A 15,410-nucleotide genomic window follows, 5' to 3' on the forward strand; every position below is an offset into this window, starting at 1 on the left:
GCGATCTCCAGCACTTCACGCAAGGCGGCGACCGCGCGGGAATCGAGTTGGGGCTGCAAATCGATCGTCATGTGCCGTCTCCATCGCTGTTGTCCCGATCATGCCCAAGCAATCAGGCCGATTGGAGCCGTGGGGATGAAAAGCCGATGGCGTCGCCTGACATTTATGTGATGCCGCCTTTAGCGAAGAGTTCATGATGTTGTCATTTAGCCGGCGTTCCGCGCGACAATTTGTTGTCGGTTGCAACTGACGCGTCGTTGCCTCGATGCTCATCAGATCGACTGGAAAAATGAGCGGGCCATCAACGCATCGTGCGCGTCGTTAGAATGCGCTGCATTCGATTTACCAAATGGCCAGACGGGTATTGTATGAACTGCAACCGAAGAGGGTGCGAAGATGTTGCACGATGGTCTATACTCAGCCTGGTTCAAGACGGCGTCCGCCGATGGCGTAGGCGTGATCGAGCTCGCCAACCAGAAGATGTCCGGGCGCGACACCGTGATCGAATACAGCGGAAGTTTCACGCAGGACGGCGGCACGTTCAAGGCGACGATCTCGACGCGGCGGCATTCGATCGGCCAGCAATCGCTGTTTGGAATCGACGATCTCGATCTCGAATTCGAAGGCAAGTCGGGCCAAACCACTGCGATCTGCACCGGCACCGTGCGTCAATTTCCAGGTGTCCCGCTTGAAGTCGTGCTCGTCCGCATCGAGGGGTAGCGGCGAGGGGGCAGGGTGGATCGCCTTGCGCGGTCTCTCGCGAAGCGAAGCCGGAAGTATATTTCGCTTTCGGCGATACATTCTCATGGCGCGGCGAAAAACCCATGCACCACAGCGCCTGATCTTCGCCCTCCGAATTTTCCGATATCCGCGGCAACATCCAACCATCGTGCGTGCGGATTTCGCGGCTCGTTGCGGTGCAGCGTGCGACGCCACGCCGCCGTATTTTTCACTTGATAAATAAGAAATCTTGTTCGACAATCTTCCCAATAAATAAACTGTGAGGGAAGAAATGGTCCAGTCGACCGAACAAGACGGCATGCTGATTGATTGGGATGTCGAGATTCGCATGGATGACGGCGTCATCTTGCGGGCCGATATATTCCGCCCGATCGGAGGCGGCCAGTATCCGGTGTTGCTGACTTATGGTCCCTACGCCAAGGGCCTTTCGTTTCAGGAGGGGTATCCCAGCGCGTGGCAGAGCATGGTCGCGGGTCATCCCGATGTCGCCTATGGCTCGACCAACAAATATCAGAACTGGGAGGTGGTCGATCCCGAAAAGTGGGTGTGCCACGGCTATGTCTGCGTGCGCGTGGACTCGCGCGGCACAGGGCGCTCGCCGGGATTCGTCGATCATTTCTCGCCGCGTGAAAGCCGCGACTTCTACGAATGCATCGAATGGGCCGGCGTGCAGGGCTGGTCGAACGGCAAGGTCGGGCTGAACGGCATTTCCTATTACGGCATCAACCAGTGGCAGGTAGCGTCGTTGCAGCCGCCGCACCTCGCGGCGATGTGCATCTGGGAAGGCTCTGCCGACTGGTACCGCGACATGACGCATCATGGCGGCATTCTCTCGACGTTCTGGGCCAACTGGTACGACATGCAGGTGAAGACCGTGCAGTTCGGCCTCGGCGAGCGCGGCCCGCGCAGCAAGGTCACCGGCGCGCTGGTGTGTGGCGACGAAACGATGTCCGACCTTGAGCTGGCGGGAAATCGCTGCAGCTTCGGCGACGACATCCTCGCCCATCCGCTCGACGACGACTACCACAAGGCACGCTCGCCGAACTGGGACAAAGTCACGGTTCCGTTCCTGTCGGCGGCCAACTGGGGCGGGCAGGGCCTGCATCCGCGCGGCAATTTCGAAGGCTACATGCGCGCGGCGTCGAAGGATAAATGGCTGGAGTGCCACGGCCTCGAGCACTGGACGCATTTCTATACGGATTACGGCCGCGCGCTGCAGAAGCGGTTCTTCGACTTCTACCTGAAGGGTGAAGCCAACGGCTGGGACCAGCAGCCCAAGGTGCAGTTGCAGGTTCGCCATACCGATCGCTTTGTCGAGCGTCACGAAGCGGACTGGCCGCTGCCGCAGACAGCGTGGACCAAGTTCTATCTCGATCCCAGGGATCAGACGCTGTCCCTGGAGAAGCCGTCGAAGTCGGCCAGGATCGAATTCGATGCGCTGGGCGACGGGCTTACCTTCATGTCGAAGCCGATGACGGAAGACACCGAGATCACCGGCCCGCTTGCTGCCGGCCTGCGAATCTCTTCGAGCACCGAGGACGCCGACATCTTCCTGGTGTTCCGGATTTTTAGCGCCGATCTGCGCGAGCAGACCTTTGTCGGCGCGATCGATCCGCATACGCCGGTGGCGCAAGGCTGGTTGCGTGCCTCGCACCGCAAGCTCAACGAGAAGATATCGACGCCGTACCGGCCTTATCACACCCACGATGAGGTACAGCCGTTGCAGCCAAGTGTTCCCGTCGATCTCGCGGTCGAGATCTGGCCGACGTCGATCGTGGTGCCGAAGGGTCATCGCTTCGCTCTGAGCGTGCGCGGCAAAGATTACATCTGGCAGAAGACCACCGGCGCCAAGCTGTCGAATTTCAAGAACGAATTGCTCGGTTGCGGTCCGTTCCTTCACAATGATCCGCGAGACCGGCCGGAGAAGCTGTTCGGCGGAACAACCACGCTGCATATCGATGAAGACGGCTCCAGCCACGTGCTGGTACCGATCGTGCCTGCCAAATAACCAACGGCCGCAACGGCCGACAAAAACGTAAACAAGGGAGAGAGACGATGAGAATTTCACGTCGCAATTTTGTTGCGGGTGCGGCCGGGCTTGGACTGAGCACAGCGCTGGCATCGCGCCCGGTCCATGCCGCGGACGAGTCGATCCGCATCGGCCTGCTGACGATCAAGACCGGACCGCTGGCGTCCGGCGGTATCGACATGGAGCGCGCGCTCATCATGTATCTGAAGGAGCGCGACAACAAACTGGCAGGCCGCGCAGTCGAGTTGATTTCGGCTGATACCGCCGGCGTTCCCGCCACGGCGCGCACCAAGACCCAGGAACTTGTCGAGAAGAACAAGGTGCACTGCCTGATCGGGCCGCTCGCCGCGTTCGAAGCGCTGGCGATCGACGATTACATCCGCCAGGCGCAGATCCCGACGCTGTCGGTGGCCGCCGCGGAGGATATGACCCAGCGCAGCGCCAACCCGTGGTTCGTGCGTGCAACGTCCACCTCGTCCCAGTGCGCGCATCCGCTCGGCGAATACGCCGCGAAGGAGCTGAAATACAAGAAGATGATCACCATCGGCGACGACATCGCCTATGGCCACGAGATGTGCGCGGGCTTCCAGCGGGTGTTCGAGGACAACGGCGGCAAGATTGTGCAGAAGCTGTTCTCGCCGCTCGCTGTGCCCGATTACGGCACCTATGTCGGTCAATTGAAGGAAGCCGATGCCATCTTCCTCGGCTTCGCCGGATCGAACGGTTTTCGTTTTTTGCGCCAGTTCGTCGACTACGGCATGAAGGACAAGATGACGGTGATCGGCGGCATGACCGCGCTCGACGAAGCGGTGCTGCGCAACATGGGTGACGAGGCACTCAACATCGTCACCACCTGCTGGTATTCGGCCGAACTGGAAGCCAAGCCGAACCTGACCTTTGCGCCAGCCTTCCGCAAGGAATTCAAATACGATCCAGGCTTCTATGCGGCCAGCACCTATGTGAACGGCGCCGTGCTGGAAGCCGCGATCAAGGCGGTCGATGGCAAAGTCGAGGACAAGAAGGCGTTCATGGCGGCGCTTCGCAAGGTCAACGTCGATACCGCGCGCGGCCCGGTCAAGTTCGATGACACTGGCAACGTGGTCGGTAACGTCTACCTGCGCAAAGTCACGCGCAAGGACGGCCGGCTGGTCAATTCGGTGTTCAAGACCTATCCGGATGTCAGCCAGTTCTGGACCTACGGCAAGGAAGCGTTTCTCGCCAACCCCGTCTATTCGCGGGATTATCCGCCGGCCAAGAATCTAGAAAAATAATCTGACCGGAGGCCTTCTGACGAGTGACCGTCGCTCCCGTGATCCGGGGGCGGCGGCGCGTTAGTGGAGTATCTGAATGTCTTCGCACATCAATGGATCGGTCGCGCCGTAAGCTAATCGGCTGGACCGCGTAGCTACCGGCGATCGGTATCGTCGTTCGCGGGAAAGAACGCGTCGTAGTCTTCGGAGACGGCAACATAGGCGGAATGCGTCTGGCCCGCCTGCATCAACCGTTTCATCAGACCTGCAAAGACCAATTCGCCTCGCTTGTGCCTCTCCATTCCCTGGCCTTCCGGGGGGCTATCGTTGTTGAATCCGTTTGTCGTGCTGCGTCCGGTCTGCAAGACGAGGTAACTCCGGTCGGTATGTTTCCAGCTATCGGAGCGACAGGACGTAACTGCAGTTCGGTTACATCGTGCCGCAAGCGCATATGACTCGATAACGTTCGCACTGCCTTGTGCGCTGCGGTGACGTCGTAAATGTCGCAAAGACGGATATTGACAACGCTCCATGCTAATGATCAGCTGATTAATAACGGGGAATACCTCGGCGCGACATATTTGGGAGAAACTACATGGCTGTTAAGCGCAAAGTCGTCATTACATGCGCTGTGACCGGCGCGATCCATACGCCGTCGATGTCCCCTCACATTCCGATCACGCCCGACGAAATCATCGCCGATGCACTCGGCGCCGCCGAGGCCGGTGCAGCCATTCTTCATCTGCACGCGCGCAACCCGGAAAACGGCCGCCCGGACCAGACCGTTGAAGCATTCGGCCGCTTCCTGTCCCGGATCAAGCAGCAGACCAATGCCGCGATCAATATCACCACGGGCGGCAGTCCGTTCATGAAGGTGGATGAGCGCGTCAAGCCGGCGCAGCATTTCAGCCCCGAAGTCGCATCGCTCAACATGGGCTCGATCAATTTCGGCCTGTTTCACCTGCTCGACAAATACAAGGACTTCAAGCACGCGTGGGAGCCGGAATTCCTGGAATCGACGCGTGATCTCGTGTTCCGCAATTCCTTTAAGGACATCGAGTTCATTCTCAAGACATGTTACGAGAACAACACCCGGTTCGAGTTCGAGTGCTACGACATCGCGCATCTCTATAACCTGAACCACTTCCTGGAGCGCGGGCTGGTGAAGCCGCCGCTGTTCGTGCAGTCGGTGTTCGGAATCCTCGGCGGCATCGGGACGCATGTCGAGGATGTCGTGCACATGAAGCGCACGGCAGATCGACTGTTCGGTGACCAGTACCGCTGGTCGGTGCTCGGCGCTGGCGCATCGCAGATGCGGATCGCCGCGATGTCGGCCTCGATGGGCGGCAACGTTCGCGTCGGTCTGGAAGATTCGCTCTGGGCTGGCCCCGGCAAGCTCGCGACGTCGAGCGCCGACCAGGTGCGCCTGGTCCGCAAGATCATCGAGGGCATGGGGCTTGAGGTCGCGACGCCCGACGAGGCGCGCGAAATTCTCACTCTCAAGGGTGCCGATCAGGTCAACTTCTGATCGCCATCTCTCACCCCGCGACCGTGTTGCGGGGTGAGAGATGGTGCGACGGTCGCCTGCCGATACGGTGGGCGATGAAACTGCCAGACGACCAATGGGGCAAAAAGCTCCGGCTTCAGGGGAGGGGACTATGACAGACGTTACGCGTCGCCAAACGCTATCGCTTGCTGGTGCTGCACTGCTCGCCACGGGGCTGCCAGCCCGATCACAACAAACAGGACCGATCAAGATCGGTTTCGGCATGGCGCTGACGGGCGGGCTCGCCAGCGGCGGCAAGGCCGCACTGCTCGCCTACCAGATCTGGGCAGAAGAAGTGAACGCCCGCGGCGGATTGCTCGGCCGCAAGGTCGAACTCGTCAACTATGACGACCAGTCTAATCCTGCGACGGTGCCCGGCATCTATTCCAAGCTGCTTGATGTTGACAAGGTTGACATCGTTATCTCCGGCTACGCAACGGTTCCGACCGCAGCGGCGATGCCGGTGGTGATGCAGAAGGGCAAGCTGTTCATGTCGCTGTTCGCCTTGGCGGCCAACGACGAGTTCAAATACGACCGCTACTTCCAGCTGCAGCCCAACGGCCCCAACGCGAAGGTCGAATTTTCGCGCGGCTTCTTCGAGCTGGCCTCGAAGCTGTCACCGAAGCCGCAGACGGTGGCGCTGGTCGGGGCCGACGCCGAGTTCGGTGTGGTGGCCATCGAAGGCGCCCGTGAGAACGCCAAGAAGTCCGGCATCAAGGTCGTCTACGACCGCAGCTATCCGCCGAACACGCAAGATTTCGGCTCGATCGTTCGCGCCATCAAGGCGACCAGTCCGGATCTGCTGTTCATCGGTTCCTATCCGCCGGATTCCGCGGGCATGATCCGGGCGATCCACGAAGTCGGCTTCAGCGCGCGGATGGTCGGCGGCGGCATGATCGGCTTGCAGTTCGCGGCCCTGAAGCAGCAGCTCGGTCCGATGCTCAACAACATCGTGGCCTATGATCTCTACGTGCCGGAGCCAACGATGGATTTCCCGGGCGTGGCGCCGTTCCTGGTGAAATACCGCGAGCTTGCCGCCAAGGCCGGCGTCGATCCCCTCGGCATCTACATCCCGCCATTCGCCTATGCCGAGATGCAGATTCTCGAACAGGCGATCACCGCGACCAAGTCGCTCGATGACAAGAAGCTCGCCGACTACATGCGGGTTACCAAGTTCTCGACGATCATGGGCGACATAAAGTTCGGCGATCGTGGTGAATGGGAAAAGCCGCGTGTTCTGCTGGTGCAGTATCGCGGCATCACCGGAAACGACGTCGAGCAGTTCAAGCTGCCCGGCAAGCAGGTCATTCTCGATCCGGTGGCCTTCAAGTCCGGCGAGCTTGTCACGCCGTTCGAACCGATCAAGCGCTGACGATGCGTGAAGGCCGGAACCCAGCATGACATTCAGTATGGATCTCCTGACCAACGCGATCGTCGCCGGCATCATGCTCGGAGGCTTCTATTGCGCCGTAGCCGTCGGCATCACCATCGCCTTCGGCATGCTGGATGTCGTCAACATTGCGCATCCGGCCTTCATCATGACCGGCGGCTTCATCGCCTATTATTTCAATACGGTGTTTGGCGTTGACCCGCTTCTGGTCGGCATTCTCACGATGATCCCCGGATTCATCGTGGGCATGCTGGTCTATAAATATTATTACTACGTGTTCGAGCGCAGGGGCGAAGACTCGCTGCAGGGTCTGGCGTTCTTTTTCGGTCTTTTGTTCATCATCGAAGTGGTTCTGCTGCTGACGTTCGGGGTGGATTACCGCTTCGTCGAGGCGATCTACATCGGACCGACCATCTCCTATGGCTTCGTCTCGGTGCCCTGGCGGTTGCTGGTGCCGTTGATCGTGGGTCTGACTACCATCGGCGCCATCATGGTGTTCATGCACCGCACCTATATCGGCAAGGCGATCATCGCAGTATCGCAGGATCCTCTGGCCTTGCGGCTGGTCGGCGGCAATCCGGTCAAGGTGAAGGAGATCGCGTTCGGACTGTCGATCGCAACCGCCGTGTTATCCGGCGCGCTGTTGATCATCATCCAGCCGATCGAGCCGTCGCTGGGGCGCGACTTCATCGGCCGCGTCTTTGCCATCGCCGTGCTCGGCGGCATGACCAGCCTGCCGGGAACGATCCTCGCCTCGATGATCCTCGGCATCGCCGAGAGCATCACCACCACCTTCTTCGGACCATCCTGGTCGCCTGCGGTTGCCTTCGGCCTGTTGCTGGTGACGCTCGCGGTCAAACCGGCCGGGATTTTGGGACGATGAAAAACGTAGCATCGACCCCATCTGTAAACTGGCGCGCGACGGCGCGAAGCGGACTCATCACCGCCGCCGTCTGTGTCGCGATCGGCGTCGCTTTGGTGATGGCGCTGGATTTCGCGGGGACCGATTACGCGTTCCTCGCCGCCTATACGATCCTGCAGTTCGTCGCGCTGGCGACGGCCTGGAATATCCTTGGAGGATACGCCGGCTACGTTAATTTCGGCGTCGCCGCCTTTTATGCGGTCGGCGTCTATACCAGCGTCGTCGTCTACAAGACGCTGCAGTGGCCGCTGCTGTTCACCATTCCGCTGGCTGCGCTGGTCGCCGGACTGCTCGGCCTCGGAATGGGCTATCTCACGCTGCGGCTGCGCGGCGTATTCTTCTCGATCGCGACGCTGGCGCTCTCGGTGGTGCTCAACACCCTGATCGTCAACTGGTCGTTCGTCGGCGGTTCGCGCGGGGTCTACATCATCCACCCCGCAACGATGCCGTATTTCGGGTCCTACGCGCGTTATCTGCTGATCGTGATGCTGCTGATCGCGATCGGGTCGGTGCTGGTCGCCCGTTACATCGAGCGCTCCTGGATCGGCAACGGCCTGGCGGCGCTGAAGGACGATGAACTGGCGGCGGAATGCGCCGGCGTGCCTTCCATGAAAATGAAGCTGATCGCCACTACGGTAAGCGGCGCTCTGCTCGGCATCGTCGGCGCGCCATTTCCGTATTTCGTCACCTATATCGATCCCGCATCGGCCTTCAGCCTGTCGGTTGCCGTCAATGCCATTGCGATGCCGCTGATCGGCGGCACCGCGACGTGGATCGGGCCGGTGATCGGCGCGCTGCTGCTGGGCACGCTGCAGCAGGTCGCGACCGTCACCATCTCCTCGGCGCTAAACCTGCTGATCGTCGGCGTGCTGCTGGTCATCTTCGTGTCGGTCGCGCCGAACGGCATCGTCGGCTTCGTCAAAAATATCTGGGAGAGGAAACGCAAATGAGCGAGATTCCTATCCTCTCCTCGCGTGGACTGGTGAAGCGGTTCGGCGGCTTCACTGCGCTCAACGGCATCGATTTCGATCTCGGGGCCGGCGAGCGCGTCGGTCTGATCGGGCCGAACGGGTCCGGCAAGAGCACCTTCGTGAACTGCCTGACAGGCGCCTTGCGGCCGGAGGAGGGCAGTGTGGCTTTCTCCGGCGCGGACATCACCGGCATGGCGGCATGGAAGCGGGCGCATGCCGGCCTCGCGCGCAGTTTCCAGATCCCGCGCCCGTTCCGTGGGCTGACGGTGCGCCAGAACATCGGCGTGCCGCTGGCCTTCATCCGGGGGCTGACCGATCAGACCGAACTCGACGCCCGATCGGATGATATCCTTGGCAAGGTCGGTCTTCGGGACAAGGCCGGGTTCAGTCCGAAGAGCCTGAGTCAGGTCGATCTGCGAAAGCTCGAGCTTGGCCGCGCGCTGGCCGCGCAGCCGCGGGTACTGATCGCCGACGAGGCGATGGCGGGTCTGTCGGATTCGGAAGTCGATGAAATTCTCGATCTGCTGATCGAGCTCAACAAGAGCGGCATCGGCATCATCCTGATCGAGCACATCATGCGTGCGGTAATCCGCTTCTCGCAAAGGATCGTGGTGTTTGTCGCCGGCGCCAAGATAGCCGACGGCGATCCGCGCGAGGTCATGCAACATCCGGAAGTGGTGAGGGCCTACCTTGGCCAATAATCTGACCATCCAGGGCATCAATGCCGGGTACGGCGCCGTCACGGTACTGGCCGATGTCAGCATTCGCGTCGGTGACGGCGAAACCGTGGCGCTGCTCGGCACTAACGGCAACGGCAAGACCACGCTGATGCGGTGCATCACCGGGCAAATCAAACCGAGCCGCGGCACCATCACCGCGGAGATCGACGGCAAGCACCATGATCTGGTCGGTCTCTCTACCGAGGAGATCGTCGACCTGGGTATATCGCTGGTGCCGGAAGGCCGGCGGCTGTTTCCGAAGCTCACGGTTGAAGAGAATCTTGAACTCGGCGCCTACCGCAAGCTCGCGCGCGCCAGGATCAAGGAGACGATGGAGTATTGCTACGAGACGTTCCCGCGGCTGCGGGAGCGGCGTACGCAGCTGGCGGGCTCGATGAGCGGCGGCGAGCAGCAGATGCTGGCGCTGGCACGCGCGCTGATGGCGCGGCCGCGCATCCTGCTGGTCGATGAGCCCTCTGTCGGGCTCGCGCCGATCCTCGTTGCGCGCATGATCGACAAGATCTCCGAACTTTCCGTCGCGCTCGGCCTCACGGTGTTGATGGCCGAACAGAATTTCGAGCAGGCCGCGCGCATCGCGCAGCGCGGTTACGTGCTCGTTCACGGACAGGTGGTGCTGTCTGCCAACAGTGTCACCGAACTGAGGGACAGCGACATCGTGCGTCGTCTGTATCTCGGTTCCGACTAGACCCGACCCTACAACAAGAACAGGAAAGACCATGAATATCAAAGTCAGCAAGGAAGCGATCGCTGAAGCCACCAAGAAGCTGTCCAACTGGGGACGCTGGGGCGCGGATGATCAGATCGGCACGCTCAATTACGTGACGCCGAAGCACGTCACCGAGGCCGCCAAGCTGGTGAAGCAGGGCAAGGTATTCGGCATGGGAATTCCGTTGAACCAGCAGGGTCCGCAGAGCGGGTTGTTCGGTGGCCGCTGGAATCCGATCCATACCATGCTCGCCACCGGCACCGATGCGATCGCGGGCCGGCAGGACGAGATCAACAAGATGCGTTACGCCGACGACGCCATCAACATGCCCGTGCAATCGGCGACGCATTGGGATTCGCTCGGTCACGTCTTCAACCACGACAAGATGTATAATGGCCACGACGCCAGGAACGTTGACAGCCGCGGCGTTCACAAGCTCGGCATCGAACACACCAGGGACCGGATGGTCGGCCGCGGCGTGCTGCTCGACGTCGCGCGCTACAAGGGCGTCGATTCACTCGATGACGGCTACGCGATTTCGAACGACGAACTCGATGCCGTTGCCAAGAAGCAGGGCGTGACGATCCAGGAAGCCGACTTTGTCATCATCCGGACCGGCCATATGGAACGCTGTTTGAAGAACAATGCCTGGGGCGGTTACGCTGGAGGCGATGCGCCAGGCGTGAAGTTCGAAAATTGCTACTGGAGCTTCGAGAAGAAAATCGCCGCGATCTGCTCGGATACCTGGGGCGTCGAGGTCCGTCCCAATGAAACGTCGGAAGTCTCGCAGCCTTGGCACTGGGTCGTGATTCCGGCGATGGGCCTGACCATGGGTGAAATCTTCCACGTCAAGGATCTCGCCGATGATTGCGCTGCGGATGGCGTCTACGAATTCATGTTCGCTGGACCGCCGCTGGTGATCACGGGGGGAACAGGTTCGCCGATCAACCCGCTGGCGATCAAGTAGTTCGATCCGCAAATCCGATGGCCCGAGACTGCCCCCGATGCAAATCGGGGGCAGTTGGCATTTGCACCAAATGCCATCCGGTCGGCGACCGGCGACCTGCGATTTTGCAACAAGCAGTGACAGGCGTGATTCGCCCATCGTGCATTCAGAATGAATGGCCGGTGGGATGGGACGCCAGCCGCGGCGTCGGTGGCCCCGTTGTGCGGGTGTTTTCCAGTCACCCGATCAAATCGGTTGCATTTGTCGGGTCGGTCGGGAATCCTGCTCTTGAGTTGCGCGGCACGCTCGCATCTCGACGTACCTCCAGCTGATTGTCCGATCGCCGTTGCGACAGGAAATTGGCCACCCCGACCTACGGATCACGATGACTAAGAAAGCCCTGATTGGAAAAGCCGCGGCGGCGCCGAGGCGCAGGCGGCTTTCACCGGAGGACCGGCGCAGGGAAATCCTCCACGCCGCGACGATCTTCTTCTCCGAAGAAGGATTCAACGGCGGCACGCGCGAACTGGCACAGAAGATTGGCGTTACGCAGCCGTTGCTGTATCGTTACTTTCCCAGCAAGGAGCACCTCATCAAGGAGGTGTACCGCACGGTCTATCTGGAGCGGTGGGATCCCGCATGGGACAGGCTGTTGACGGACCGGACGCAGCCGATCAGCAAGCGTTTCGAGGAATTCTACCAAGCCTACACCGATGTGATCTTCACCCGCGAGTGGATGCGAATCTATCTTTTCTCGGGGTTGAAGGGCCTTGATATCAACCGCTGGTATCTTGACGTCGTGCAAAAGAAGATCCTGACCCGCATCATTCAGGAGTATCGCCACGAAGCCGGTCTGCCGCCGCAGAAGAAGGCGTCTGCCATCGAACTCGAACTGGCCTGGGCGTTTCACAGCGGCATCTTTTATTACGGCATGCGCAAGCTGATCTACGAGGCGCCCGTTCTGGAAGACAAGAACCGCGTGATTTCCGTGACGCTGAGCGTGTTTCTGATAGGGATCGGACGGCTGTTCGGAACGGAGACCGGTGGCGCAGCGTCCGACAAGCCGCTTGTATCGCCCGCAGTGTCAAAGGCCCGCAAAAAAATGGTCCGTCCCTGACGGCATAGCCGTCAGGGACGCCCAATGACTTACAGTCCCAGAATGCGCTTGGCATTGCCGCCGGCGATCTGCGCCAGCGTGGTTTCGTCCATGCCGTTGACGCCGGCGATGTGACCGATCGGATTGTACTCTGCCATGTCGAATGGGTAGTCGGTGCCCATCACGATGCGATCGGGGCCGAACAGATCGAGCATGTAAGCGAGCTGGTGATAGGTGAACACGACGGTGTCGAGATAGACCTGACGCAGGTAGGTCGTCGGTGGCAGCGGCAGGTTGCCGTGCGAGTCCTGTCGTGCGCCCCAGGCATGATCGATCCGGCCTGAATAGCCCGGCAGGTAACCGCCGCCGTGGACCGCCATCAGCTTCAGTTCCGGAAAGCGCGCCAGCGTGCCTGAGAAGATCAGGTTGTGCAGAGCCAGCGTCGTTTCGAGGGGGTTGCCGAGGACGTTGTTGAAGTAGAAATGCGTCAGGCGGTCGCCATGGGTGAAACCGTTGGGATGCATCATGATGAAGGCGCCTAGTTCTTCCGCCTTGGCGAAGAACGGCCTGAACTTGGGATCGGACAGTTCCTGGCCATCGACGTTGGTCAGGATTTCGACGCCCTTCAGCTTCAGGGTGTTCATGATGTAGTCGAGCTCGCGCACCGCGATCTCCGGCTCCTGCAGCGTCACCACGCCGAGGCCGACGAAGCGATCCGGGCGGCGCGCGCAATATTCGGCGACGCCGTCATTCGCCATGCGGTGCGCGGCTTCCGCGATTTTAGCATCGATCGAGTAGTAGCACTGCCCAGGCGCCGGAGCGACGACCTGGATGTCGATGCCCATCGCATCGAGATCGAACAGCCGACGATCGATCGTCGTCATGATCCCGGCGATGTCCTTGTCCTGCAGCGCGTTGATTTCCTTGGTCGCTTCGTCCGAGAAGTGCGCCAGCGGAATGCGGCTCATATCGACATGCTTCTGCGCATGTGCGGATGCCTGCGGCACCACGATGTGGGCGTGGATATCGACGGTTAGCGTCGAAGGGCGACGCGCGCGGCCGTCGGCGTCATGGATGCGGGCGGCGGTTCGGCCGTAGCGGTTTTTTTTGTCGATCATGGTCTGCACTCATGTTGCGGAGGTGGGGAAGTCAGATGGACTCGATACGGCCGCTTGCCGCGGAACGTTGGATGGCTTCGAACGTGCGGACGTTCGCGAGCATTTCGTGGTGGGGAACGGGATAGACGCCCATGCCGAGCGCGGCGCGGCCGAATGCTTCGAGATTGTCGCGCACGGCGGGATGCGCCGGATATTCCGTGACGATCGGCGCAGCATCCCGCAGCACGCGCGTGACGTCCCAGCCGGTTGGATGTTCCGGATGGGTACGGTCGCGGATTTCCATCCAACCCTTTGAGCCGAGCAGCGCCAATCGTCCCATGAAGGGTGTCGCCAGCACGGCGGTGAGCGTGGCGCTGGCGCCGGATTCGAACGTCAGCATGATCGACAGCATGTCGCCATTGGCGAAGTGGCTGCCGCGGGTCGCCAGATGCGCCCAGACCTGTTTGGGCTGGCCGAGGAAGGAGATCGAGAGATCGACGAGATGAATTCCGGTCGCCGACAGTGGGCCTACCGGATTTTCCGTCGGTGACAGCCGCCAGTTGTTGGCCGGCAGCGACAGGAACTTGTCCTGGCTGAAGTTGGCTTCGAACACCAAAGCCTGGCCAAACTCGCCGTCGGCGAAGCGCTGCTTCATGTCGATCACCGCGGGCTCGAAGCGGCGCTCATGGCCGATGCCGAGCGTCACGCCGGCCTGCCGTACAGCCGCGATGGCGCGTTCGGCGTCCGCCCCCGTCGTGCATAGCGGCTTCTCGCAGAACACGTGCTTGCCGGCGCGCGCGGCGGCCTCGATCTGCGCGGCGTGCTCGGTCTGCGGCGAACACAGGATCACAGCCTGGATGTCAGAGCGCGCCAGCGCTTCCTCGAAGCTCGCGCAAGTCGCGATGCCCGTTTCGGCAGCGAGCTTGTTGCGCGCGCCCTCCAGCGGATCGGCGCCGAGCAACGGCTTGATGACGTCGCTCTTCGCCAGCGCGCGGGCAATCGTCTGCCCCCACCAGCCCAAACCAATAACAGCTGCGTTGATCATGCACGAACTCCAGGTACGAAAGCGGTCAGATGCTCGCCTTGCGTGACAACCAGTAAGCGGGGATGCTGCTGATGACGTCGTTGTCGCCGAGCCCTGTGGCTTCGGCCTCGGCGAATACAGCGGCGGCGCTGGCGGCAAGTGGCAGCGTCTTGCCGAGCTTCGCGGCGTAGTTCACCGCGGTCTGCAGATCCTTCCTGCCGCCACTGACGGAGAACTGTGTCGCGACACGCTCGCCACTGGCGAGCAGCTTGATGATATCGGCCGCGCGCATCTTCATCGCGGGCGGTGCGCCGGGCGTGTCGGAGAGAATGTCGATCAGGCGTTCCGGCGGCAGGCCGAGCGGCTGGCAGAGGGTAAGCGATTCGGCCAGCGCCTGGAGATAAACGAGCAGCGGCAGGTTGACGGCGAGCTTGATCGCCGCGCCGGATCCCAATCTGCCGACGTGTTCGGTGCGCCGGCAAAGCTGTTCCAGCAGCGGCAGCGCGCGCGCAAAATCTTCATCGGTGCCGCCGGCGAGGCCGAGCAGCTTGCCGTCACGAGCGGGGCCGACGGTGCCGCCGACTGGACATTCGACAAAGCCGCCGCCGGCCTTGGTCACGGCGGAGCCGAGCTCGATCATGGTCTCCGGCAACACGGTGCTCATGTCGATGATGAGCTTGCCGGCGAGGTCGGCCTTCAGCAGCCCCTGGTCGGCCGTGTAGACCGCCTGCATCGCGGCGTCGTTCAGCAGCATGACGATGGTGATGTCGCAGGCCGCGACCAGCGCCGCGGGCGAGGCGGCGAGGCTGGCGCCGGCATCGACCAGTGGCTTGGTCTTGCCGGCGTCGCGGTTCCAGACCGTGAGATCATGTCCCTGCGCGATCACGCGCTGGGCGATCGCCGCGCCCATTCGTCCCGTTCCGCAGATCCCGATCTTCATGGCAACTCCTTC

General features: G+C 61.3%; 16 protein-coding genes. 12 read left to right on the top strand and 4 right to left on the bottom strand.

The window, feature by feature from the left end:
• The 4 genes from JWQ24_RS03735 to JWQ24_RS03750 form a co-directional block, all read left to right on the top strand.
• Nucleotides 1-197 (top strand): hypothetical protein (locus JWQ24_RS03735; RefSeq protein ID WP_299804513.1); only part of this gene is annotated, 197 nt, incomplete at its 5' end.
• 199 nt (nucleotides 198-396) lie between these two features.
• A complete protein-coding gene (locus tag JWQ24_RS03740) occupies nucleotides 397-720 on the top strand; it encodes a hypothetical protein (RefSeq protein WP_299804516.1) in 324 nt (107 codons plus the stop codon).
• 292 nt (nucleotides 721-1,012) lie between these two features.
• Nucleotides 1,013-2,749 (top strand): CocE/NonD family hydrolase, encoded by a 1,737-nt coding sequence (locus JWQ24_RS03745; RefSeq protein ID WP_299804519.1) that lies wholly within the window; start codon nucleotides 1,013-1,015, stop codon nucleotides 2,747-2,749.
• A gap of 47 nt (nucleotides 2,750-2,796) precedes the next feature.
• Nucleotides 2,797-4,041 (top strand): ABC transporter substrate-binding protein, encoded by a 1,245-nt coding sequence (locus JWQ24_RS03750; RefSeq protein ID WP_299804521.1) that lies wholly within the window; start codon nucleotides 2,797-2,799, stop codon nucleotides 4,039-4,041.
• A 134-nt stretch (nucleotides 4,042-4,175) separates the two neighbouring features.
• Here the strand turns inward: JWQ24_RS03750 and JWQ24_RS03755 are convergent, their stop codons facing one another.
• A complete protein-coding gene (locus tag JWQ24_RS03755; protein ID WP_299804525.1) occupies nucleotides 4,176-4,385 on the bottom strand; it encodes a hypothetical protein in 210 nt (69 codons plus the stop codon).
• 230 nt (nucleotides 4,386-4,615) lie between these two features.
• Here JWQ24_RS03755 and JWQ24_RS03760 point away from each other — a divergent pair, with 230 nt between their 5' ends.
• From JWQ24_RS03760 to JWQ24_RS03795, 8 genes are all read left to right on the top strand, one after another.
• A complete protein-coding gene (locus JWQ24_RS03760; protein ID WP_299804528.1) occupies nucleotides 4,616-5,548 on the top strand; it encodes a 3-keto-5-aminohexanoate cleavage protein in 933 nt (310 codons plus the stop codon).
• Nucleotides 5,549-5,678: 130 nt separating this feature from the next.
• Entirely contained in the window at nucleotides 5,679-6,938 is a 1,260-nt protein-coding gene (locus JWQ24_RS03765; protein WP_299804530.1) for an amino acid ABC transporter substrate-binding protein, read from the top strand.
• Nucleotides 6,939-6,963: 25 nt separating this feature from the next.
• Complete coding sequence (locus JWQ24_RS03770; RefSeq protein ID WP_299804532.1) at nucleotides 6,964-7,839, top strand: branched-chain amino acid ABC transporter permease; 876 nt, start codon at nucleotides 6,964-6,966, stop codon at nucleotides 7,837-7,839.
• Entirely contained in the window at nucleotides 7,836-8,828 is a 993-nt protein-coding gene (locus JWQ24_RS03775) for a branched-chain amino acid ABC transporter permease (RefSeq protein WP_299804535.1), read from the top strand. The genes JWQ24_RS03770 and JWQ24_RS03775 overlap by 4 nt, the downstream gene beginning before the upstream one ends.
• Entirely contained in the window at nucleotides 8,825-9,550 is a 726-nt protein-coding gene (locus tag JWQ24_RS03780; RefSeq protein ID WP_299804538.1) for an ABC transporter ATP-binding protein, read from the top strand. The genes JWQ24_RS03775 and JWQ24_RS03780 overlap by 4 nt, the downstream gene beginning before the upstream one ends.
• Nucleotides 9,540-10,274, top strand: a complete 735-nt coding sequence (locus tag JWQ24_RS03785; protein WP_299804541.1) for an ABC transporter ATP-binding protein — start codon at nucleotides 9,540-9,542, stop codon at nucleotides 10,272-10,274. The genes JWQ24_RS03780 and JWQ24_RS03785 overlap by 11 nt, the downstream gene beginning before the upstream one ends.
• A gap of 31 nt (nucleotides 10,275-10,305) precedes the next feature.
• Entirely contained in the window at nucleotides 10,306-11,262 is a 957-nt protein-coding gene (locus JWQ24_RS03790; RefSeq protein WP_299804544.1) for a cyclase family protein, read from the top strand.
• Between the two features lie 364 nt (nucleotides 11,263-11,626).
• Complete coding sequence (locus JWQ24_RS03795) at nucleotides 11,627-12,358, top strand: TetR/AcrR family transcriptional regulator (RefSeq protein WP_299804547.1); 732 nt, start codon at nucleotides 11,627-11,629, stop codon at nucleotides 12,356-12,358.
• Nucleotides 12,359-12,387: 29 nt separating this feature from the next.
• Here the strand turns inward: JWQ24_RS03795 and JWQ24_RS03800 are convergent, their stop codons facing one another.
• The 3 genes from JWQ24_RS03800 to JWQ24_RS03810 are packed head-to-tail and all read right to left on the bottom strand — an operon-like array spanning nucleotide 12,388 to nucleotide 15,398.
• Nucleotides 12,388-13,455: an amidohydrolase family protein gene (locus JWQ24_RS03800; protein ID WP_299804550.1), complete on the bottom strand. Its 1,068-nt coding sequence runs from the start codon at nucleotides 13,453-13,455 to the stop codon at nucleotides 12,388-12,390.
• A 31-nt stretch (nucleotides 13,456-13,486) separates the two neighbouring features.
• Nucleotides 13,487-14,479, bottom strand: coding sequence for a Gfo/Idh/MocA family oxidoreductase (locus JWQ24_RS03805; protein ID WP_299804556.1), 993 nt, complete (start codon nucleotides 14,477-14,479; stop codon nucleotides 13,487-13,489).
• Nucleotides 14,480-14,504: 25 nt separating this feature from the next.
• A complete protein-coding gene (locus tag JWQ24_RS03810) occupies nucleotides 14,505-15,398 on the bottom strand; it encodes an NAD(P)-dependent oxidoreductase (protein WP_299804558.1) in 894 nt (297 codons plus the stop codon).
• Between the last annotated feature and the right edge of the window lie 12 nt (nucleotides 15,399-15,410).

It is taken from the genome of Tardiphaga sp. (assembly GCF_028290495.1).
Classification (GTDB): Bacteria; Pseudomonadota; Alphaproteobacteria; order Rhizobiales; family Xanthobacteraceae; genus Tardiphaga.